At 37.9% G+C, this 21,645-nt stretch carries 15 protein-coding genes, 2 tRNA genes and 3 rRNA genes; 7 read left to right on the top strand and 13 right to left on the bottom strand.

All coding sequences use genetic code 11. The annotated features are described in order from the left end of the window. Positions 1-18 precede the first annotated feature (18 nt). The 3 genes from AC2S94_RS11505 to AC2S94_RS11495 all read left to right on the top strand — a co-directional run bounded on the left by AC2S94_RS11505 (position 19) and on the right by AC2S94_RS11495 (position 2,627). Positions 19-1,542, top strand: coding sequence for an aldehyde dehydrogenase family protein (locus tag AC2S94_RS11505; protein WP_484628722.1), 1,524 nt, complete (start codon positions 19-21; stop codon positions 1,540-1,542). A gap of 8 nt (positions 1,543-1,550) precedes the next feature. After that, on the top strand, positions 1,551-1,937 hold the full coding sequence (locus tag AC2S94_RS11500) for a DUF779 domain-containing protein (RefSeq protein WP_484628721.1): 387 nt from the start codon (positions 1,551-1,553) through the stop codon (positions 1,935-1,937). A 135-nt stretch (positions 1,938-2,072) separates the two neighbouring features. Next, positions 2,073-2,627, top strand: coding sequence for a GNAT family N-acetyltransferase (locus AC2S94_RS11495; RefSeq protein ID WP_484628720.1), 555 nt, complete (start codon positions 2,073-2,075; stop codon positions 2,625-2,627). Here the strand turns inward: AC2S94_RS11495 and AC2S94_RS11490 are convergent. The 10 genes from AC2S94_RS11490 to AC2S94_RS11445 all read right to left on the bottom strand — a co-directional run bounded on the left by AC2S94_RS11490 (position 2,620) and on the right by AC2S94_RS11445 (position 13,804). Then, positions 2,620-3,270, bottom strand: coding sequence for a response regulator (locus tag AC2S94_RS11490; protein WP_484628719.1), 651 nt, complete (start codon positions 3,268-3,270; stop codon positions 2,620-2,622). The genes AC2S94_RS11495 and AC2S94_RS11490 overlap by 8 nt on opposite strands. 117 nt (positions 3,271-3,387) lie before the next feature. Beyond that, positions 3,388-5,151: an ATP-binding protein gene (locus AC2S94_RS11485; RefSeq protein WP_484628718.1), complete on the bottom strand. Its 1,764-nt coding sequence runs from the start codon at positions 5,149-5,151 to the stop codon at positions 3,388-3,390. Between the two features lie 340 nt (positions 5,152-5,491). Beyond that, complete coding sequence (locus AC2S94_RS11480) at positions 5,492-6,550, bottom strand: hypothetical protein (RefSeq protein WP_484628717.1); 1,059 nt, start codon at positions 6,548-6,550, stop codon at positions 5,492-5,494. Positions 6,551-6,556: 6 nt separating this feature from the next. Further along, positions 6,557-7,093 carry a DUF6252 domain-containing protein gene (locus AC2S94_RS11475; protein WP_484628716.1) on the bottom strand — a complete coding sequence of 179 codons (537 nt, stop codon included), beginning with the start codon at positions 7,091-7,093 and terminating at the stop codon, positions 6,557-6,559. 161 nt (positions 7,094-7,254) lie between these two features. Next, a 5S ribosomal RNA gene (gene rrf / locus AC2S94_RS11470) occupies positions 7,255-7,365 on the bottom strand. Between the two features lie 152 nt (positions 7,366-7,517). Further along, a 23S ribosomal RNA gene (locus AC2S94_RS11465) occupies positions 7,518-10,349 on the bottom strand. A 207-nt stretch (positions 10,350-10,556) separates the two neighbouring features. Next, positions 10,557-10,630: transfer RNA gene (locus tag AC2S94_RS11460), tRNA-Ala, on the bottom strand. Positions 10,631-10,751: 121 nt separating this feature from the next. Further along, positions 10,752-10,825 (bottom strand) — tRNA-Ile (locus tag AC2S94_RS11455). A 99-nt stretch (positions 10,826-10,924) separates the two neighbouring features. Further along, positions 10,925-12,454: ribosomal RNA gene (locus tag AC2S94_RS11450) — 16S ribosomal RNA — on the bottom strand. Together the 16S, 23S and 5S rRNA genes with 2 tRNA genes alongside form the textbook arrangement of a ribosomal RNA operon. A gap of 639 nt (positions 12,455-13,093) precedes the next feature. Next, positions 13,094-13,804, bottom strand: coding sequence for a DUF4294 domain-containing protein (locus AC2S94_RS11445; protein WP_484630913.1), 711 nt, complete (start codon positions 13,802-13,804; stop codon positions 13,094-13,096). 122 nt (positions 13,805-13,926) lie between these two features. Between AC2S94_RS11445 and AC2S94_RS11440 the strand changes: the two genes are divergently transcribed. Together AC2S94_RS11440 and AC2S94_RS11435 are read left to right on the top strand one after the other, a co-directional pair. After that, complete coding sequence (locus AC2S94_RS11440; protein ID WP_484628715.1) at positions 13,927-15,015, top strand: M42 family metallopeptidase; 1,089 nt, start codon at positions 13,927-13,929, stop codon at positions 15,013-15,015. A gap of 128 nt (positions 15,016-15,143) precedes the next feature. Then, positions 15,144-16,220, top strand: coding sequence for a DNA topoisomerase IB (locus tag AC2S94_RS11435; RefSeq protein ID WP_484628714.1), 1,077 nt, complete (start codon positions 15,144-15,146; stop codon positions 16,218-16,220). Between the two features lie 46 nt (positions 16,221-16,266). On the opposite strand, the gene AC2S94_RS11430 is transcribed toward AC2S94_RS11435, so the two are convergent. Then, positions 16,267-16,941 carry a hypothetical protein gene (locus tag AC2S94_RS11430; RefSeq protein ID WP_484628713.1) on the bottom strand — a complete coding sequence of 225 codons (675 nt, stop codon included), beginning with the start codon at positions 16,939-16,941 and terminating at the stop codon, positions 16,267-16,269. 573 nt (positions 16,942-17,514) lie between these two features. After that, a complete protein-coding gene (locus AC2S94_RS11425; RefSeq protein ID WP_484628712.1) occupies positions 17,515-18,219 on the bottom strand; it encodes a hypothetical protein in 705 nt (234 codons plus the stop codon). Between the two features lie 69 nt (positions 18,220-18,288). On the opposite strand from AC2S94_RS11425, the gene AC2S94_RS11420 reads away from it, so the two are divergent. Both AC2S94_RS11420 and AC2S94_RS11415 read left to right on the top strand, forming a co-directional pair. Continuing rightward, complete coding sequence (locus tag AC2S94_RS11420; RefSeq protein ID WP_484628711.1) at positions 18,289-20,211, top strand: DUF294 nucleotidyltransferase-like domain-containing protein; 1,923 nt, start codon at positions 18,289-18,291, stop codon at positions 20,209-20,211. After that, positions 20,208-20,882, top strand: a complete 675-nt coding sequence (locus AC2S94_RS11415; RefSeq protein ID WP_484628710.1) for a 3'-5' exonuclease — start codon at positions 20,208-20,210, stop codon at positions 20,880-20,882. Before AC2S94_RS11420 ends, AC2S94_RS11415 begins: the two co-directional genes overlap by 4 nt. Positions 20,883-20,930: 48 nt before the next feature. On the opposite strand, the gene AC2S94_RS11410 is transcribed toward AC2S94_RS11415, so the two are convergent. Next, the gene (locus AC2S94_RS11410; protein ID WP_484628709.1) at positions 20,931-21,593 is read right to left on the bottom strand and encodes a hypothetical protein; all 663 of its coding nucleotides are present in this window, start codon (positions 21,591-21,593) and stop codon (positions 20,931-20,933) included. Positions 21,594-21,645: the final 52 nt, after the last annotated feature.

Genomic DNA, 21,645 nt, shown 5'->3' with positions numbered 1-21,645 from the left:
AATTTAAAATTATCCATTATGAGCGATGTACAAACCACAGAAAAACAGAAGATCCAGAAACCTAAGTTTAAGGATAAATACGACAATTTTATTAGAGGTAAATGGACCGCTCCTGTAAAAGGCGAATATTTCGATAATATTTCTCCTGTTGATGGTAATAGTTTTACCAAAGTTGCCCGATCTACTGAAGACGATATAAATAAAGCCATAGAAGCAGCCTGGAAAGCAGCTCCGGAATGGAATAATTCTTCTGCCACATATAGAAGTAACTTACTTCTGAAAATTGCAGATATTATGGAAAATAATCTCGAAGATCTTGCCAGAGCAGAAACCTGGGATAATGGTAAGGCGGTTCGGGAAACATTAGCTGCCGATCTTCCCCTTGCTGTAGATCATTTCAGATATTTTGCGGGGGTGATCCGGGCTGAAGAAGGTTCTGTTGCTGAACTTGATTCAAATACTGTTTGTATTAATGTAACCGAACCACTAGGAGTTGTGGGCCAGATCATTCCGTGGAACTTTCCTATTCTTATGGCTACCTGGAAATTAGCTCCTGCTCTTGCTGCCGGTAACTGTGTAGTTTTAAAACCTGCGGAACAAACACCGGTTGGAATTATGATTCTCATGGAACTTATTGAAGATGTACTTCCTGCAGGCGTATTAAATATTGTGAACGGTTTTGGAGCCGAAGCTGGAAAACCTTTAGCATCGAGTCCAAGAATTAATAAAGTAGCTTTTACAGGTGAAACTACGACCGGTCAGTTGATTATGCAATACGCTTCAAAAAATATAACTCCGGTGACCCTGGAACTTGGAGGTAAATCACCTAACGTATTTTTTGAAAGCATTATGGAAGCAGATGACGACTTTTTTGATAAATGTATTGAAGGAGCTGTAATGTTTGCATTGAATCAAGGTGAAGTCTGTACCTGTCCTTCTAGATTGCTAATCCAGGAAAGCATTTACGATAAATTTATCGAACGTGTGATCGAGAGGACAGAAGCCATCAAACTGGGACATCCATTAGATCCTGATACAATGATGGGTGCGCAGGCTTCAAATGATCAGTATGAAAAGATTTTAAACTATATCAATATTGGTAAGGAAGAAGGTTGCGAAGTATTAACCGGTGGTGAAGCTGCCTTTAATGAAGGGCTTGATGGAGGTTATTATATAAAGCCTACAATTTTAAAAGGAAATAATAAAATGCGCGTTTTCCAGGAGGAGATTTTTGGACCAGTAGTTTGTGTTACGACCTTTAAGGATGAGGCTGAAGCAATAGAGATAGCAAATGATACGCTCTATGGTCTGGGTGCTGGTGTATGGACCAGAGATACCCACCAAGCGTACCAGATTTCCAGAGCGATAAAAGCTGGACGGGTATGGGTAAATAACTATCATAATTATCCAGCTCATGCGCCATTTGGAGGATACAAAAAATCTGGAATTGGTCGTGAAAACCATAAAATGATGTTGAATCATTACCGTCATACCAAGAATATGCTGGTTTCATATGATAAAAAACCAATGGGATTCTTTTAAAATTTAATATGATTAGTAGAGTAGATATAACAGAAAAAGCTGCAGAAGTCATCGACAAACTTAGAGACAGACATGGTGAGCTGATGTTCCACCAAAGCGGAGGTTGCTGCGATGGATCATCTCCCATGTGTCTGGAAAAAGGTGATCTGCTATTGAATGAGACTGATATCTGGCTGGGAACTATCCACGGCTGTGAATTTTTCATGAATCAGGATCAATTTGAATATTGGAAACACACCCATCTTACTGTAGATGTAACAAATGGTCGTGGTTCCAGCTTTTCCCTGGAAATCCCCTTAGGCTTAAGGTTTATTATTAAATCAAGAATGTTTAAATCTGAAGAACTGGAAGATTTGCCTCCTATCAAACACGGAGAAGCATTTATTGATGATTAATTTTTGGTTAGATTGAAAAAGGGCTGTTCAAATACTGGACAGCTTTTTTTTATTCAAATTATAAATGCATGGAACAATATTTTAATTTTATATTCAGCTATTTTAAGTTGATAGTTTTAAATAATTCGATTTAAATTGAAAAATAAAAATTTCCCCCACTTTGAAACTGACCGCTTAATTCTGAATAAGATTCAAGCAAGCGACCAGGAAAACATTTTTAAAGGTCTCTCCCATCCAGAAGTAATTAGATACTACGGAGTACGATATTCCAGTTTTGAAGAAACTCAGGAACAAATGAACTGGTACGATAATCTTGAAAAATCAAATTCAGGTCTTTGGTGGGCTATTAGGCCTAAAGATTCAAACCAATTTTGTGGAGCTATTGGATTTAATGATTACCAGAAGGAGCATCGTAAAGGAGAATTTGGCTACTGGTTATTGCCGGAATACTGGAAAAAAGGATATCTCCAGGAATCGGGTGAGAAGGTTATAGAATATTTATTTAATGATCTCCATCTTCACCGACTCGAAGCTTTTGTAGAGGCTGGAAACGAAAATTCGAGTAAAACATTAATTAATTTAGGTTTCAATCACGAAGGTAAAATGATAGACTGTGAAATTAAGAATGGAGAATTCATTAGCGTAGGTCTTTACGCTCTTCTAAATGAAAATTCTATTTCGGTCAAATAAGGTTGTGCCTCCTCGCCTTCTCCACAGCTTCAATTTTAGAGTGCACTTGTAATTTTTTATAAATATTCTCAATATGTTTTCTAACTGTATTGGGTGAAAGGAAAAGCCGTTCAGCAATGAGGGTATGGCTCAATCCAGTACAAAGATATTCAAGTACCTCAATTTCTCTGGACGACAGCGAAATTTCTTCCTGATATACCAGTTGGTTTACAGCTTCTGGATTTCGTAATAATTTCAAAGTTTTTTTGGCTATAGAAGGTGTCATTCCTGCACCTCCGTTCATAGTATTAATAATACCCCTATGCAGATCTTCCGGATTCGTATCTTTTAGAAAATAACCATCTGCACCTGCTTTTATAGCATTAAAAATGTATTCGTCATTATCAAAAACCGTTAGCATGATGATCTTTATATGCGGAAATTTTTGTTTTACCAGCATCGTTGTGTCAATACCATTAAGACCAGGCATTTCGATATCCATCAAAATCATATCAACATTCAAGTTTTCCTGTAGCTTCTGCAATAATACCTCTCCTGAAACCAGAGATATTCGATGTTCAAGATCATTGAACAGAGAAACTTTCTCCTCCAGCGCTTTGAGAAGAAACCTATTATCATCTAATATCGCTATTCTAATTTTCATATTAAAATAATTCCGCAGGAACCATAACGGTCCTGCGGAAGATTAAAATCCATTCCCCCAATAAATGGATAATTAAAAATATCAAGAAGCTGCATAATATAGAATAAGGCAAATGCACTATTTAGTAACTATAACTTCTACACCCTTATTTAATTCTGAATGAACTTCAATAGTGGCATGAATATCCTTAGCTCTTTTTTCCATATTATATAACCCATTACCATATTCAACGAGATCGGTATCATAGCCAACTCCATTATCCTGTAACTTAAAGACGATTTCAGAAGTTTTTTGTTCGCCATAAAAAGAAATAATTTCCGCGCCAGAATACTTAATCGCATTATTTAAAGCCTCCTGAATAATCCTGAAAATATTAATACCCTCTAAAGCGGAAAATGTCTTGTCTGAATTTATTTTGAATTCGGTTATAAATTTCTTTTCAGGATGGAGCTTTCTGGCATTTTTAAATAATTCCTCTATACGATACACCAGTTCTTCCAAACTAATATTTTCCTTATTCATTGCCCATATGGTGTCTCGCAATTCATTAATGGTAAGAGTAGTGAACATGCGAATCTCATCTATTTTGTTAGCAACTACTGAATTCTCCTGTTCAATTCTGAACTTAAGATTGTCCAGGCTAGAAATAATGAAAGTAAGCTGTGATCCAATGTTATCGTGAAGGTCCCGACTTATTCTTACCCTTTGTTCCTCTAATCTATTCTGGGTTTCAATTTTTGCAAGAGCAACGTCCAGTTCTTTTTCTTTTGAAAGTTGTTTTTTTTCTAGATTTTTCCGATTTATTATTAAGTAGGCCAGTAAGCTACCGAGTATTAGTATTGCTAGAATCCCTGAAATAGCGAAATTTCTTCTCTCTATTTCAAACTCGTTTTCTGCGATCTTATTCCTCTGAATTAAAATTTCGTTTTCTTTTCGCTCTGTTTCAAATTCCACATTCAATTCAGCAATCTTCTCCTTCACTTCAATTGAATTAATACTGTCTTTGAAGATGTTATATTTTTCAAGGTAAAATAAAGCGGAGTCTGTGTTGTTTCTCAATTTATACGCTTCAGACATTTTCTGATAAGTATATTGAGCCAGAAAATTATAGTTTTCTTCTAATGCTAAAGGTATGGCCTGGTGAAAGCTTTTTATAGCTGAAGATGCATTTCCCTCTTCAAGATAAACTTCTCCTATTTGTGTGAAATTTTCGGCTACTCCTTTCGGATCGTCATTTCTAATTCTTATTTCTTTGGCTTTTTCAAAATAATATCGAGCACTATCAAAACTTCCTATCTGTCCATAAACACCAGCAAGATTACTGTAGCTATAGGGAATACCCACCTTGTAATCATCTTCCAGAACTATTCGAAGTCCTTTTTTATAATAAAGCTCGGCGCTATCAAGTTCTCCCTGCATTTCTTTTAGCACCCCATAATTATTATAAATTCGGCTTTGTATAAATCTAAAATTCCCTTCTTCAGCAAGGTTTTTGCCCTTCACCATATAATATTGAGCCTTTTCTATATCTTCCCGCTTGAGCTTATATCCAAGCTCGCCATAAGAATCAGCTACTTTTTCATCATTACCAGAATTTTCATAACTCTTAATAGCCTTAAGCATATATTCCACGGCTTTGTCTTGATTCCCTCTATAACCAAATATGGTTGATAATTGCCAATAGGAATCGGCAATCCCATTGATATAATTCAATTTTTTGGAACGCTTTAAATTATTACTGAAAATGACCAGCAAAGAGTCTGAAGAAATATTGGAATCCTGTATGGTCAGAGAGTTTAAAGAATCAATTTCAGTTTTGGTCTGTGAATTTGCTTCCTTAATTACAAAAATTACAATTATCAGGAGTAATAATTGCTTCATAGATTGATAATAGTATTGGTTAGTGTATTCTAATTTACATTTTTTAAACAAACTAAAACTTCAGAAAGGTTGTAATTGAGGAAATTATAGATAAGTAAACAATCTTTTCTCTCTTTAGTTTTATCCTTATTTATCTTTAGGGTATGATTCAAAGAATGGATTCTAGTAACAAAATTATTTTTTATCAGCCTTAATTTTACGAATTCGTTGATAATGAAAATTCCAAAGACTACTCCAACAAAAAATACTATTACTCCAAAATGCATTATCAATAATATTTAAAAGAGGTCGGCGACTTATGTCAACAGACCTCAGGTTAAAAACCCAAATTGAAGTTTTATTAGAAACTGGCCAAAAAGGTTTGTGTTTGATCCATTAGCATTTTTTTACAGGCCATATAACTACCGTTAGCATATTTTGCCCCATCAACTTCCAGAGTTTTAAGATCCTTTACATTTTTCGATTCAGCACTATAGATCTTAAAATAAGCGTTCGATGTACCAACCATGTCAATATCTCCATAGGCAGAAGTAACTAATTTATCCTCACTTACAACTCCATCGATTTCTATCGGCTTTTTTAGTGCTCCTATAAAATTCGCCTTCGCATTCATTCCCATTTTACCTGAAAAAAAAGTGATCTTACTATTTACATTATCCGTAGTTTGCGAACCTTTAAATCTCAAACCTTTAGTTTTTTTATTCGCGACAGTATAAATGTCAGTAAGTCTTAGGTCTGGCTTAATTTTTACCTTTGCACCACCAGGAGCAAAACCACTTCCGTAGTCGGCGAAAATAACATATAGATTTACATTAGCTATTACAGCGTCATTAAGTTCCTTAGATACGTTTTTGTCGTTCGTATTACCCATCGCAGCTGCAAATTTGCTTTTTTTCTTTTCTTCCCCCTTATTATTCACTTTATAGTAATAATCATAACCCGTAGGACTAACAGTGACGATTCCCGGGATAGTAGATTTTCTAACTTCTCCACCTGTAGATTTAGCCCAGCCGGAATAAGCTTCAATATTTGCAGCATCATTGGCAGACATTATAGTAAATCCTTTTGAGCTGAGTAAATCTGTAAATTCTTTATATAATTTATCGGTAGTTGCTATCAATTCTTCTTCACTTACACCGCCAAGACCTACAGCGAGTTCCGCAGTAGCATCTCCTTTCACCCCACTGTGGAACATGTTTCCGCCTTGTTTATAATCTATAACTTCATTATAAATTTGATAATGAATATTGAATTCACTTATATAAATTTTTTGATTAGCATCCTTAAAATTCTTAGTCCCATATTTTGTGATCCACGGCTTATAATCTCCTAAACTTTGAGCGTTAACGGCAAAAGAACTTAAGAGCAAAAAGCTTAATATTAGAAATATCTTATTCATAATCTTTTAATTTGATTTAAATTTTACGTTGAACTTCCCTTCGGAAATTGTTTTTACTGAATTGTCGTTGGAGTTGGTACCTTTGAAACTGAAGCTACCTTTAACTCCGGAATTACTTTCTTCTGAAATAGTTATCGAACCATTAGAAGATCCTGAATTGTAAAGTGTAGTCCAGATTTGAGTAGCAGTGGGATTACTAATATCGGTTTCGGTGTAGATTGCCGAACTAGAATTGGAAGAACCAAAAGTAAAATCGTAGGTACCCTCCCCGGTGTATCCCATGATATTAATGGTAATTCCTTGACCATCTGAATTGGTTCCTTGCACCATAAGCATGGTACTCATGGAACCAATTGATTGCTTTACAGCGTTGGATGAAGCAGGAAAAGATTTGAAAGATCCAGATCCGGTAATATTGGCGGTCATTTCCCCACCACCATCACCAGAACCAGTAGAATCATCATCTTTTGAACATCCTGTAAGTACTAGTGCTGAAATTCCGAGGACCAGCATAAACATTTTGAGAAAATTTACTCTTTTCATAATTATTGGATTTTGGTTAATAATTGAGAGAGTAAATCTAGATAGGAAGAAAAATGACTACAATACGACAACTGTCGTATTTTGAAATAATGAGTAATGAGGAAATTTAATTTTACCCCATAAAAAAACCCTTTATCTGTTGAGATAAAGGGTTTTCAAGAAGAAGGCGGCGACATACTCTCCCACAATGATAGCAGTACCATCTGCGCTAACGGGCTTAACTACTCTGTTCGGGATGGGAAGAGGTGAGCCCCGTTGCTATAGCCACCTTAAAAGGTAAGTTATAAGCTTCGAGCTTAAAACTGTGTCTGTTGACACTAATATTGTTGACATACTTAAGAAACAAAAAATAAACGAAGAACGGTGATACTTTATAATGGTAAGCATTTGGCGGCTCTGGAGTTTTGCGGCTCCAGAGCCATCACGCATCAAGCTTTACGGATTATTAGTACTACTCGGCTATGACATTACTGCCTTTACACCTGTAGCCTATCAACGTGGTAGTCTCCCACGGTCCTTTAAAGAAATCTCATCTTGTGGTGGGTTTCGCGCTTATATGCTTTCAGCGCTTATCCCTTCCGAACGTAGCTACTCTGCAGTGCTCCTGGCGGAACAACAGATACACCAGAGGTTCGTCCAATCCGGTCCTCTCGTACTAGGATCAGGTCCACTCAAATTTCTAACGCCCACTGTAGATAGAGACCGAACTGTCTCACGACGTTCTGAACCCAGCTCGCGTGCCACTTTAATGGGCGAACAGCCCAACCCTTGGGACCTTCTCCAGCCCCAGGATGTGACGAGCCGACATCGAGGTGCCAAACCCCCCCGTCGATGTGAGCTCTTGGGGGAGATCAGCCTGTTATCCCCGGCGTACCTTTTATCCTTTGAGCGATGACCCTTCCATGCGGTGTCACCGGATCACTATGCTCTACTTTCGTACCTGATCGACCTGTATGTCTCTCAGTCAAGCTCCCTTTTGCCATTGCACTCTACGCACGGTTACCAAGCGTGCTGAGGGAACCTTTAGAAGCCTCCGTTACTCTTTTGGAGGCGACCACCCCAGTCAAACTACCCACCAAGCACTGTCCTTCCATTGGAAGTTAGGCTCTAAACAAGTAAAGGGTAGTATTTCAACAACGACTCCACGATACCTGGCGATACCGCTTCAAAGTCTCCTACCTATCCTACACATCACTTGTTCAAAGTCAATACTAAGCTATAGTAAAGGTGCACGGGGTCTTTTCGTCCCACAGCGGGTAATCGGCATCTTCACCGATACTACAATTTCACCGAGCTCATGGCTGAGACAGTATCCAGATCGTTGCACCATTCGTGCAGGTCGGAACTTACCCGACAAGGAATTTCGCTACCTTAGGACCGTTATAGTTACGGCCGCCGTTTACTGGGGCTTCAGTTCAATGCTTCGCCGAAGCTAACATCTCCCCTTAACCTTCCAGCACCGGGCAGGTGTCAGGCCCTATACGTCATCTTTCGATTTAGCAGAGCCCTGTGTTTTTGATAAACAGTCGCCTGGATCTTTTCACTGCGGCCCCCCATAAGGGGGCGACCCTTCTCCCGAAGTTACGGGCCAATTTTGCCTAGTTCCTTAGCCATGAATCTCTCGAGCACCTTAGAATTCTCATCCCAACTACCTGTGTCGGTTTAGGGTACGGGTTGCCTCCACTCGCTTTTCTTGGAAGTCGCTCCTCTGGATTATCACGCCGGCCGTAGCTTTTGTGTACTATCTCCGTGTTACCACTGGATTCAACGTACTATTCCGTCAGTACGCACCAAATTTACGCCTCCGTCCGCTTTAACGTGGGGCAAGTAGCAGAATATTAACTGCTTGTCCATCGACTACCCCTTTCGGGTTCGCCTTAGGTCCCGACTAACCCTCAGCTGATTAGCATAGCTGAGGAAACCTTAGTCTTTCGGTGTGCAGGTTTCTCGCCTGCATTATCGTTACTTATGCCTACATTTTCTTTTGTAACCAATCCAGCATACCTCGCAGTACACCTTCGTCTTTGTTACAATGCTCCCCTACCACTATAGTAAACTATAGTCCATAGCTTCGGTAGTATGTTTATGCCCGATTATTATCCATGCCGGACCGCTCGACTAGTGAGCTGTTACGCACTCTTTAAATGAATGGCTGCTTCCAAGCCAACATCCTAGCTGTCTGGGCAGTCCAACCGCGTTTATTCAACTTAACATACATTTTGGGACCTTAGCTGATGGTCTGGGTTCTTTCCCTCTCGGACATGGACCTTAGCACCCATGCCCTCACTGATATGCATCATTTTATAGCATTCGGAGTTTGTCAGGAATTGGTAGGCGGTGAAGCCCCCGCATCCAATCAGTAGCTCTACCTCTATAAAACTAACTATATCGCTGCACCTAAATGCATTTCGGGGAGTACGAGCTATTTCCGAGTTTGATTGGCCTTTCACCCCTACCCTCAGGTCATCCCAAGACTTTTCAACGTCAACGGGTTCGGTCCTCCACTATGTGTTACCACAGCTTCAACCTGCCCAAGGGTAGATCACACGGTTTCGCGTCTACCACTACCAACTATGGCGCCCTATTCAGACTCGCTTTCGCTACGGCTCCACAGCTGAACTGCTTAACCTTGCTGGCAACGGTAACTCGTAGGCTCATTATGCAAAAGGCACGCCGTCACCACACGAAGTGGCTCCGACCGCTTGTAAGCGTATGGTTTCAGGATCTATTTCACTCCCTTGTTCAGGGTTCTTTTCACCTTTCCCTCACGGTACTGGTTCACTATCGGTCTCTCAGGAGTATTTAGCCTTGGCGGATGGTCCCGCCGGATTCATACAGGGTTTCACGTGCCCCGCACTACTCAGGATACTGCTATGCTTTATATCAACTTACTTATACCGGGCTGTCACCGTCTATGGCCAGGCTTTCCAACCTGTTCTAATTCCTGATACAAACAATGTTGCAGTCCTACAACCCCAATAAGTCCGTAAACTCATTGGTTTGGGCTACTGCGCGTTCGCTCGCCGCTACTAGCGCAATCACTATTGTTTTCTCTTCCTCCGGGTACTTAGATGTTTCAGTTCTCCGGGTTCGCCTCCTTGCGGATACTACACCTTCAATGTAGTGGGTTGCCCCATTCGGATATTCGCGGATCAATTTGTATGTGCCAATCCCCACGACTTTTCGCAGCTTATCACGTCCTTCTTCGCCTCTGAGAGCCTAGGCATTCCCCATACGCCCTTATCTAGCTTGTATGCGTTTTGCTTAATGCTCTAATCTAACTGATTACTCAGTTAGAAGTATTATAATGTATTACTTTATTAAATATTTCTATCTAATAGTGTTCTCGTATTCTTTGTTTCTCAATATGTCAATGAACGTGGCGAATCGCCACCGATAATTAAATTATCAGCGCTCCTTCGCGGCGAATCACTTAAGATTTACATCTCAAGGCATCGCCTTGTGGAGAATATCGGAGTCGAACCGATGACCTCCTGCGTGCAAGGCAGGCGCTCTAGCCAGCTGAGCTAATCCCCCATTATTTTAGTATCGCGCTAACCAGTTATCAGTTAACAGTACTTATAACGGCTACTCAACCTCTAAAATTTCCTAATTTCAAATGAACTTCTCGTTAAACCTGATGGCTTACTCTCTCAAGTAGTCTCAGGCAGACTCGAACTGCCGACCTCTACATTATCAGTGTAGCGCTCTAACCAGCTGAGCTATGAGACTGTCCATATAATCAAATTGACATAAGAATCAAGACCCGAAGGCCATGCTAAACTTCCCTTACTAATTGTCGCTAGCATTCTAGTGAATGCATCGCTCTAGAAAGGAGGTGTTCCAGCCGCACCTTCCGGTACGGCTACCTTGTTACGACTTAGCCCCAGTTACCAGTCTTACCCTAGGCGGCTCCTTGCGGTGACCGACTTCAGGTACCCCCGGCTTCCATGGCTTGACGGGCGGTGTGTACAAGGCCCGGGAACGTATTCACCGCATCATGGCTGATATGCGATTACTAGCGATTCCAGCTTCACGCAGTCGAGTTGCAGACTGCGATCCGAACTGTGATAGGGTTTGAAGATTCGCATCCCCTCGCGGGGTAGCTGCCCTCTGTCCCTACCATTGTAGCACGTGTGTGGCCCAGGACGTAAGGGCCGTGATGATTTGACGTCATCCCCACCTTCCTCGCGGTTTGCACCGGCAGTCTGGCTAGAGTTCCCGACATTACTCGCTGGCAACTAACCACAGGGGTTGCGCTCGTTATAGGACTTAACCTGACACCTCACGGCACGAGCTGACGACAACCATGCAGCACCTTGCAATCTGTCCGAAGAAGGGTCTGTTTCCAGACCTGTCAGACTGCATTTAAGCCCTGGTAAGGTTCCTCGCGTATCATCGAATTAAACCACATGCTCCACCGCTTGTGCGGGCCCCCGTCAATTCCTTTGAGTTTCATTCTTGCGAACGTACTCCCCAGGTGGGTTACTTATCACTTTCGCTTAACCACCCAGCCCTCAATTAGGCCGGACAGCTAGTAACCATCGTTTACGGCGTAGACTACCAGGGTATCTAATCCTGTTCGCTACCTACGCTTTCGTCCATCAGCGTCAATACATTATTAGTGATCTGCCTTCGCAATAGGTGTTCTGAGTAATATCTATGCATTTCACCGCTACACTACTCATTCCAACCACTTCATAATGATTCAAGAACAACAGTATCAATGGCAATTCTACAGTTGAGCTGCAGACTTTCACCACTGACTTATTATCCCGCCTACGGACCCTTTAAACCCAATGATTCCGGATAACGCTTGGATCCTCCGTATTACCGCGGCTGCTGGCACGGAGTTAGCCGATCCTTATTCGCAGAGTACCGTCAGCTCCCCACACGTGGGGAGGTTTCTTCCTCTGTAAAAGCAGTTTACAACCCATAGGGCAGTCTTCCTGCACGCGGCATGGCTGGATCAGAGTTGCCTCCATTGTCCAATATTCCTCACTGCTGCCTCCCGTAGGAGTCTGGTCCGTGTCTCAGTACCAGTGTGGGGGATCTCCCTCTCAGGACCCCTACCTATCGCGGTCTTGGTAAGCCGTTACCTTACCAACTAACTAATAGGACGCATACTCATCTTTAAGCCATAAATGTTTAATATAATCACCAGGAGGTGGCTATATACTATGGGGTATTAATCCACGTTTCCATGGGCTATTCCCCGCTTAAAGGCAGATTGTATACGCGTTACGCACCCGTGCGCCACTCGTCATCAGAAAAGCAAGCTTTTCTATGTTACCGTTCGACTTGCATGTGTTAGGCCTGCCGCTAGCGTTCATCCTGAGCCAGGATCAAACTCTTCATCGTTAAATCTTATATATATTCAACAACTACTAAAGAAATTGCTCAGTATGACTTCTTCTAGTCTTAATTCTTATACACTATAATAAAACATCGCTATTTTATTATTGTTGTCAATTCAATATATCAATGAACTTCGATCGGTCTCCCAATCTGTCTTAGTTAAAACCCGAGGATTCGAACCTCTCTAATTATGCCCCATCCGGCCGTTTTACTTTATTCTCAGTCTGTATCTCTGAACGTTTGCTCGCTCGCAAAGCGGGTGCAAATATACAACGCTTTTTCTTTTCTAACCAAAACATTTTAATAAAAATTTTTGATTTCTTTTTAAAGCGCAAGCCCTCAATTGCTTACTCCCAAATCAATCTCTATATGAACTCCACTTCGTTTTCAAAGCGGGTGCAAATATAAAACGAGTTTTGCTCTCCAACCAAATTAAAACCTAAAAAAATTTATTTATTTTTTTAAACCCTTTTTACGTGGTAAGCCTTACTCTCAGTACTTTCAGTGAACTTCGCCTTGCTCTCAAAGCGGCTGCAAATATACACCCCTTTTTTCATTACAACCAAAATAAATTCAAGGTTTTTTAAGGGAAAATTAAGATTAAGATATAAAAGACTGATCGTCAGAAGCTGAAAGAGAAAATTATTTACTTCTTTTTTTCGAGGATCTGGAATTATTCCATTTATCGCTCAAATCGAGATACTCAAAATCTAAAGCACTCGCCTGTCTTTCCAAAATATTATCTCTAAAAGATCGCTGTAAAATATCTTCAATTAAAAAATCTTCCTGGTTAGATTCAGGATGGTATTCCTCTTTTAAAGAGATATCAAACATACTCGCGGTTGTATTATACCAGAATGCTCTCCAACCGCTTTTTAATTCTCTTACCAAATCAAAAGTAGTAATCCCGGTCTGCCTGTGAATTAATTTCACCAGGATCTGACCTTCTGTTCTGGTTAATTTTTTTAATTCTGCAGAAAATTCATCTTCAATGTAATTCTGAACAATCTTAGTATACTTTTTTCTTTCTCTTCTAGACTTAATATGATCAAGCCTTGAATTCAATTCTACCAACCTTTCAGATGCGAGCTTAGCATAGGGATAAACCTTCCTGGTCTTTCTCCTTAATATAAGGTAGCGTTTTCTATCTGCATTACTGTCAAATTTCAGCTTACGCAATAGAACAACTTCTTCAAGATCTATTGCTTCTCGGGGTATTGAATCACCCGCAATGATCATATACTGCTTTTCTATAGTATCTGTTGCAACCGAATCCCTTTCCTCAGACCTCTGTTCCTGACCAAAGCTCGAATATCCAATTAATAAAACTAATATGTAAAGTTGTGTTTTAATCACTTATCTGAAAAATTTCGCTCATTTACCGAATGAATTTCACCAAAATCATTCCAAAATTAATCAATAGCTAGTTGTTACCAATCTAAAACTTTTTAAATTCGTGAAAATAAAATTCAATAATGAAGAAAAGCGAAGTACTTGACAAAAAATCATTGGAATTTCTAGAGGCTTACCTAAATAATGCTGCTCCTACAGGTTATGAATCTGAAGGACAGAAATTATGGATGGAATACCTGAAACCTTATGTTGATGAATTTATAACTGATACTTACGGCACAGCCGTGGGAGTTATAAATCCAGACGCTAAATATAAGGTTGTTATCGAAGGACATGCAGATGAAATTTCCTGGTATGTAAATTACATTAGCGATGACGGTCTAATATATGTAGTTAGAAATGGAGGGAGTGATCACCAGATCGCAGCTTCCAAAAGAGTGAATATTCATACTAAAAAAGGTATTGTAAAAGGTGTATTTGGATGGCCGGCAATCCATACCCGCAATAAGGAAAAAGAGCAGTCTCCTAAAATGGACAATATCTGTATTGATGTTGGATGTGATAAAAAGGAGGATGTAGAAAAACTTGGAGTTCATGTTGGTTGTGTAATCACCTATCCTGATGAATTTTTCGTTTTAAATGAAAACAAATTTGTTTGCCGAGCACTGGATAACAGAATAGGTGGCTTCATGATCGCTCAGGTAGCTAGACTTTTAAAAGAGAACAAGAAGAAATTACCTTTTGGACTTTATGTAACAAATTCAGTTCAGGAAGAAATTGGACTTAGAGGCGCTGAAATGATCACACATCGCATACAGCCAAATGTTGCAATTGTTACTGATGTTACCCATGATACCACTACCCCAATGATCGAAAAGAAGACCAATGGATTGAATAAAATTGGTGACGGTCCGGTTATATCATATGCTCCAGCGGTACAGAATAAACTTAGAGAGCTTATTATTGATACTGCGGAAGAAAAGAAAATTCCTTTTCAAAGACATGCCTCTTCTAGGTTTACTGGAACAGATACAGATGCATTTGCTTATAGTAATGGCGGAGTACCGTCTGCACTGATATCTCTACCTTTAAGATATATGCATACAACAGTTGAAATGGTACACCGTGATGACGTGGAAAATGTAATAAATCTAATCTACGAATCGCTTCTTAAAATCAAAGAAGGAGATAGCTTTAGCTACTTCGATTAGATTCAACAGCACCTAAATTATTGTTAAACTCCCTGAAATCAGGGAGTTTTCTTGTTTTTAGCCTGAACATTTCACACTTTTTTAATTATGGTCAGTACTATTTCAGACTATCTTTAAATAAAAAAATTATGACTCTGTCGCCTGATGATGTTGAAGTGGTGATGACCGATACACACCAAGCCGTAAAACTGGCTAACTTAAGATACGTTTCAGAAAATCATTTATCCATCCAGAGAAAAAAGGTTGGACGTGGTTTTGCTTATTATAAAAAGGAAGAGAAAATTTCAGATCCAAAAACTTTAGAGAGAATTAAAAAGCTGGTCATCCCGCCGGCATGGAAAAATGTTAGGATTACACATCTTCCTAATGGTCACCTTCAAGTGGTAGGAAGGGATGAAAAAGAGCGTAAACAATACATGTATCATCCCACCTGGTCTGAAATTCGGAATCAGACGAAATTTTTCAAAATGACCTCCTTTGGTAAAATATTACCAAAAATAAGGAAGCAGGTTGAGGAAGATTTAAATTTGAAAGGAATGCCTAAGCGTAAAGTTCTGGCACTTGTTATCAGATTGATGGAAGAAACTCATATAAGGGTTGGAAATCACTATTACGCTAAGAAAAATAAAACTTACGGATTATCGACTTTTAGGACAAAGCATGTAAAAACTTTTGAGGACGGAATCAAATTCGAATTCATCGGTAAAAAAGGGAAGGAACATTCTATTACAGTAGAAGACCGAAGACTCATTGACCTTATTAATCAATGTGAGGAAATACCTGGATGGGAACTTTTTAAATTTTATAATGAAAATGGAGAAAAGCAAACCATCAATAGCGAAATGATCAATGAATACATCCATGAGATTAGTGGAGATATGTTTTCAGCGAAGGACTTTAGAACGTGGTCTGCAACCAAAATATTTTTCGAAACTTTAATAGAAATCGGCTATACCGAAGACGAAAAAGAAAATAAGAAGAATATTTTGGAAGGTTTTGACGCCGCTGCAGAAGGATTAGGAAATACAAGAGCAGTATGCAGAAGTTATTACGTTCATCCTAAGGTAATTGAAACCTATGAAACCGGTGAGATAGTTCCTTATTTCAAAAAGGTGAAGCCAGATGATTCACCCTCTTATGCCCAACTCTCAGAGACGGAAAAAGCGGTGTATAAACTAATCAAGGATTATAAAATTGAAGTTTAATTTTATAATCCTTGATGAATTCAGTATTAAATTAATGAAATATTTTTTAGGATTCAATGTAATTCAATAAACGGATTAGATCGTTTTCCTCTTTAATTTTATTTGTTTCAAGATATTTATTGACAACTTGCTGTTCCAGCGTTTTTCTTACACTATTATTTTTAAGCCTTACTTTTTCAATAGTGCCATCTGAATCTAAAAAATAATATTTCTTTTCAATATCAAATTTTGCATTTTTCTGCCTTTCATATCCAGTCACAGCAATCCTAGGTAACTGAATATTAATATCATATTTACTCAGTAATGTAACTTTATCGTTTTTGTAAATTTCTTCAAAATATCCCGAAAGCTCATTGCCTTTCTGATCCTGGTATTCTCGATAAATAAACTTTTGATCTCCTATTACATATTCAATTTTCTCATTTTTAGGAAGGAATCGAACTTTATTAGTATTCCCTATCCTAATCTGGATCATATCGTGGTAAACGTCATATCTTAACCTGGAGTTCTCATACTTTTGATTGTTAGAATTTATAATTCTACCATCCTCAAAATCATCTAATAAATAGGTAGATCCTTCAATATTTTGAAGCGCCAATAATTCTGTAGAAGTTAATGTTACCGGCATATTATAGTCGGTAAAAATGATCATATTACTATTCGCGGTCTGACCAAAAGCCAAAGAACCACCTAAAAGGATAAATAATAATGCTTTTTTCATGGATTTAAAATTTAATGATTGATTATATAAATTAAGAACACTATTAGCGTTCCCGACAATTTTCATCTTCTCCTTCAATTTAATCACCTATAGCATCATTACAGTAGAAAAAAATTAAAGTTAATCTCAAAACAACCCGAAAATTATGGACTATTTATTTTTTTAACATCAATTACCTTGCCTTAAATAAATTTTAATGAATTTTTTTTGATTTAATCACTGTATCATAGATTTATATAGTGCAATTATTCAATTATTGTAATCAATCAACAGCAAAATCTCTGAAAACCTATCATGAACACTGAAACTGGAAAAGGAAGGTTAGATTGTAGATAAGTTCATGATATGGCCTAATTTGCTTCTTAAAATTTTTTTTTCAGCCCATATACTTAATTAATATCTAGTTTCGAAGAATACGATAGCTTACAGGATCGCGGATTTCCTAAGCAATTTCCCTCCTATCTTTTTAATGGAGAAACCGCAATTAGATCTGATAGCGAGTGAAACTTTGGGCATGAGCCAAACATCCAATAAGCATAATTAGAAATAAAAGACTTCTCCTAATCTTAAATTTTAGCAATTAATATAATTCAGTAGTTGGATAAGATCTTCCTCGTTTTTAATTTTATTTGAGTCAAGAAAACTTTCAGTTTTTCTGTTGCTAAGCACATTCCTAACATTATTTTTTCGAAGTTTAACTTCTTCAAAAGAACCTTCTGAATTTAAAATATAATATTTCTTCTCTATTTCAATTTTCGCTTCTTTTGATCTTTCGTATCCTGTAACTGCACGAACTCTTCTAAAAAATTCAGCTTCATAACTACCGAATAATTTCATACTATTATCACTGTATATTTCCTCTAAATACCCTGAAAACATTTTACCATTCACATCTGTAAATTCCCGATAAACAAATTTTTGATCTCCAATCATATAGGCTATTTTTTCATTTTTCGGAAGGAAACGAACCTTATTCGTATTACCTACCCTAATTTGAATCAGGTTTTTAAGAACATCATATCGCAGCCTAGCGTTTTCATAATTTTGACTTTCGGTGTTTACTATCTTTCCATTTTCAAAGTCTTCATTTAAATAAGTTGAGCCGTTCTCATATAAACTTTCAATTTGATTTTTAACTGACCGGTTATTATTTTGACCATAGTCGTTATACTTCAGGTGATTCAGTCCATATTCTACAAAACTAGGTGGAGTCTGAGCAATCCCGCTTCCGGATATAATGAGAAAAGTTACCAGAAATAAAGGTTTTAATAGTTTCATATTTCGTAATTTTCTCTAAAATATTAAATTTTTTACTCAAAACCGTTAATAAATTTAAAAATCAATAAATTGACGAATTCAATTGCTTCACGGATTGCCGACTTTCTAAGTGATTATCCACCATTCTCTTTACTCGAGAAATCACAATTAGATTTGATCGCCGCGGAAATAAAGGTGATGTATTTTGAACAAGGTCAGACGATTTTTGCCAGGGATGAGAGCGTTCATAATTATTTCTATATCGTTCAGAAGGGGGCAGTAGACCTGCAAAAAATTGATGAAAATAAGGAACCAGAAACAATTGATAAATGTGATGAGGGTGATGTTTTTGGCTTAAGACCACTCTTTGCGAAGGAAAATTACCAGATAAACGCGATCACAGATGAAGAAAGTGTGATCTACGCCATTCCGTTAAATGTTTTCAAACCATATGCGATCAGTAATCCGCATGTTGGAAATTTTTTGATGGAAAGTTTTGCCAGTAATACCAGAAACCCTTATTCCAACGAGCATAAAGGGAAACTAATAGCAGATGAAGATGACATTACCTTTAAAAAAGAAGCTTTATTTGAGCTACAGCCAATTCCAATAGTCAAAAAAATGGTCACCGTTTCTCCGGATACCAGTATTCAGAAATCGGCAATTTTAATGAGCAAAAGAAGAGTTGGTTCGGTAATAGTTGTCGAAGATCAAAAACCCGTAGGCATCGTAACCGATGTTGATTTCAGGGAGTTGGTAGCAACCGGAAAGCTTCCTATTCAGAATTCAATTACCGAAGTGATGAAATCTCCAGTGATCTGCTATTCTAAAAATCTTACGATCGCGCAGGCCCAGCTAACCATGATGAAGCATAATATCAACCATATATGCATCACTAAAGATGGTACGCCAAATACGAAAGTGAAAGGAATAGTATCAGAACATGATATTATTGTATCACAGGGAAATAATCCTGCGGTTTTAATGAAGGCCATTAATAGAGCCAGTAGCACCAAAAAGCTGAAAAGAATTCGGAATAAAATTATGATCCTGCTGAATGGTTATCTTAAGAGTAATATTCCACTTACTCATATCTCTAATATCATTTTTGAATTGAACGATGCTACGATCAAACGAACAATTAAAAGATGTATCGAAAAAATGGATGCACCCTTGCCGGCTAATTTTGCGTGGATGTCTTTAGGAAGCCAGGGAAGAAAAGAGCAATTATTACATACAGACCAGGATAATGCTCTGGTGTTTGAAGATGTACCGGAAAAAAAACTGGAAGAAACCAGAGCTTATTTTCTGAAATTGGCCACCAAGGTTACTAAGCGATTAAATATTATTGGATATGAATTTTGTCCTGCAGAAATGATGGCCAGAAATCCAAAATACTGTCTTTCAGAATCTGAATGGAAAGATCAGTTTTCAGAATGGGTTACGGCTTCTGGAAACGATGAAATTCTGCTTTGCCAAATCTTTTTTGATTTTGATATTACTTATGGAGAAGTAAAACTTACAAACTCTATTTCTGATCATATTTTTGATATTCTTAAAGGCAATAGAAATTTCCTGAACAGACTGGCCGCACAAGCTTTAAGAAACCCTTCTCCACTCGGTTTTTTCAGACAGTTTTTGGTAGAACAGGATGGAGAGAAAAAAGATCTTTTTGATATTAAAAAAAGAGGTATCATGCCTTTAACTGATGCAGCAAGATTATTAATTCTAGAGCATAGGGTGAAAAATATCAGCAATACTTCGGAAAGGTTTGAAAAATTAGCCCAGCTTGAACCAAACAATAAAGAGATTTATCAGGCTTGTGCGTATTCTTCAAGAGCACTGATAAAGTTTAGAACCAAGCAAGGTTTAAAGAATAAGGATAACGGACGTTTTATCAATCTTGAAGATCTTAGCAAAGAGGACAAGATAAAATTGAAGCGTTGTTTTAAGACCATTAAAGAAATCCAGGAATTAATTAAAGTTCGATTTGAGGCAACTTATTATCTATGATTAGAAAGTGGTTTAAAAAAGAAGAAAACAATGTAAATCTTCCTTATTTCTGGCAGAATTACGCCAAAAGTTTTGAAGAAAAACTTCCTGAGAATATTTCTGAGGTTCGATTTACGGTTTTTGATACAGAAACTACGGGATTCGATTACGAAGAAGACCGGATCTTAAGTATTGGCGCTGTAAGGGTAGAAAATAAAAGTATTGAAATCAGTGATAATTTTGAAGTTTTCCTAGACCAGAAAAAGTTTAATCCTGAAACTGTCAAAATCCATGGTATCATTCAGAATGAAAGATTTGAGAAAATACCTGAACTCGATGCGATAAAAAAATTCCTGAACTACATTCAAAATTCAGTACTTGTTGCTCATCATGCAGGCTTTGATGTGAAAATGGTAAACAAAGCCCTTAAAAGAAACGGACTCCCAAAACTAAAAAACAATGTTCTGGATACTTCCGTGATGTATAAAAAGACAAGAATTTTAACCAATCTTATTGATCAGAAAAAAGAATATACTCTTGACGAAATCGCAGAGGCTTACAATATTGATACCACTGATAGGCATACTGCTTCCGGTGATGCATTTATTACTGCCATTGCCTTCATGAAACTTTTAAATAAACTGAAAACCAAGGATATTACCAGCAAGAAACTTCTTCAGGGCAAATATTAAAAAAGCCCTCGCGATGGAGGGCTTTTAAAATTCTAATGATGTAGTATATTATAGATTCTGCTCGTAGAACTCAAGCAATTTCACTACATCATTTTCTGTTTTTATTTTGTGTTCATCGAAGTATTCTTCCATCCTATCAGAAGAAAAGAAATCTTCAAAATCTTTTTCTTTTAATCGTACTTCCTTGTAAGTACCACCATCCATAGAAATGTAATAAACCATATCGACACTTAGATCAGCGGGCTTGTCTTTTTCATAACCAGTTTGAGCGACTTGCGCTTCTTTTACTTCCGGAACAGGTCTCGCGATGAACTTCACTTTGTCTCCATCATAATATCTTGCAAAATAGGCCTCTTCCCATCCGTTTTCAGTTTGAATATTATCGATGAAATAGGTATAATCTCCCATTTTATAAAATATGTGCGTAAATTTTGGCAGAACAGTAGAAGAGTCATTCTTCTCTAATCTAATTTCCACCAGATCTTCCACTGCATTATATCTTAAGTAGGCTGGCTGAGATCTATCTGCATTCTTATCATAGATAATACCCCTTTGAAAATCATTTTCAACATATGGAGAACCAGTATATTTATCAGGAGTTCTTACCTTAGTATAAATTTGCATACCCGTAAGACTCATATTTTCAGAGATTTGAGCCTTCGCCGCAAAGATGAAAAAGCATAAGGCGGTAAGTGTAATAATTTTTTTCATTATTGTTTATTTAGAGTTTTTTAAAGAATTACAAATATTATACCGAAAATAT

The organism is Christiangramia pacifica, assembly GCF_057221535.1.
The sequence above is the reverse complement of the archived record's forward strand: the minus strand, read 5'-3'. Positions and strand labels throughout refer to the sequence as shown.

Excerpts from the sequence above, each read along its gene's own strand:
- AC2S94_RS11430 (WP_484628713.1), bottom strand. The coding sequence starts at position 16,941 with ATGAAAAAAGCATTATTATTTATCCTTTTAGGTGGTTCTTTGGCTTTT.
- AC2S94_RS11410 (WP_484628709.1), bottom strand. The coding sequence starts at position 21,593 with ATGAAAAAAATTATTACACTTACCGCCTTATGCTTTTTCATCTTTGCG.
- AC2S94_RS11500 (WP_484628721.1), top strand. The coding sequence starts at position 1,551 with ATGATTAGTAGAGTAGATATAACAGAAAAAGCTGCAGAAGTCATCGAC.
- AC2S94_RS11425 (WP_484628712.1), bottom strand. The coding sequence starts at position 18,219 with ATGAAACTATTAAAACCTTTATTTCTGGTAACTTTTCTCATTATATCC.
- AC2S94_RS11480 (WP_484628717.1), bottom strand. The coding sequence starts at position 6,550 with ATGAATAAGATATTTCTAATATTAAGCTTTTTGCTCTTAAGTTCTTTT.
- AC2S94_RS11475 (WP_484628716.1), bottom strand. The coding sequence starts at position 7,093 with ATGAAAAGAGTAAATTTTCTCAAAATGTTTATGCTGGTCCTCGGAATT.
- AC2S94_RS11485 (WP_484628718.1), bottom strand. The coding sequence starts at position 5,151 with ATGAAGCAATTATTACTCCTGATAATTGTAATTTTTGTAATTAAGGAA.
- AC2S94_RS11415 (WP_484628710.1), top strand. The coding sequence starts at position 20,208 with ATGATTAGAAAGTGGTTTAAAAAAGAAGAAAACAATGTAAATCTTCCT.
- AC2S94_RS11490 (WP_484628719.1), bottom strand. The coding sequence starts at position 3,270 with ATGAAAATTAGAATAGCGATATTAGATGATAATAGGTTTCTTCTCAAA.
- AC2S94_RS11440 (WP_484628715.1), top strand. The coding sequence starts at position 13,927 with ATGAAGAAAAGCGAAGTACTTGACAAAAAATCATTGGAATTTCTAGAG.
- AC2S94_RS11435 (WP_484628714.1), top strand. The coding sequence starts at position 15,144 with ATGACTCTGTCGCCTGATGATGTTGAAGTGGTGATGACCGATACACAC.
- AC2S94_RS11505 (WP_484628722.1), top strand. The coding sequence starts at position 19 with ATGAGCGATGTACAAACCACAGAAAAACAGAAGATCCAGAAACCTAAG.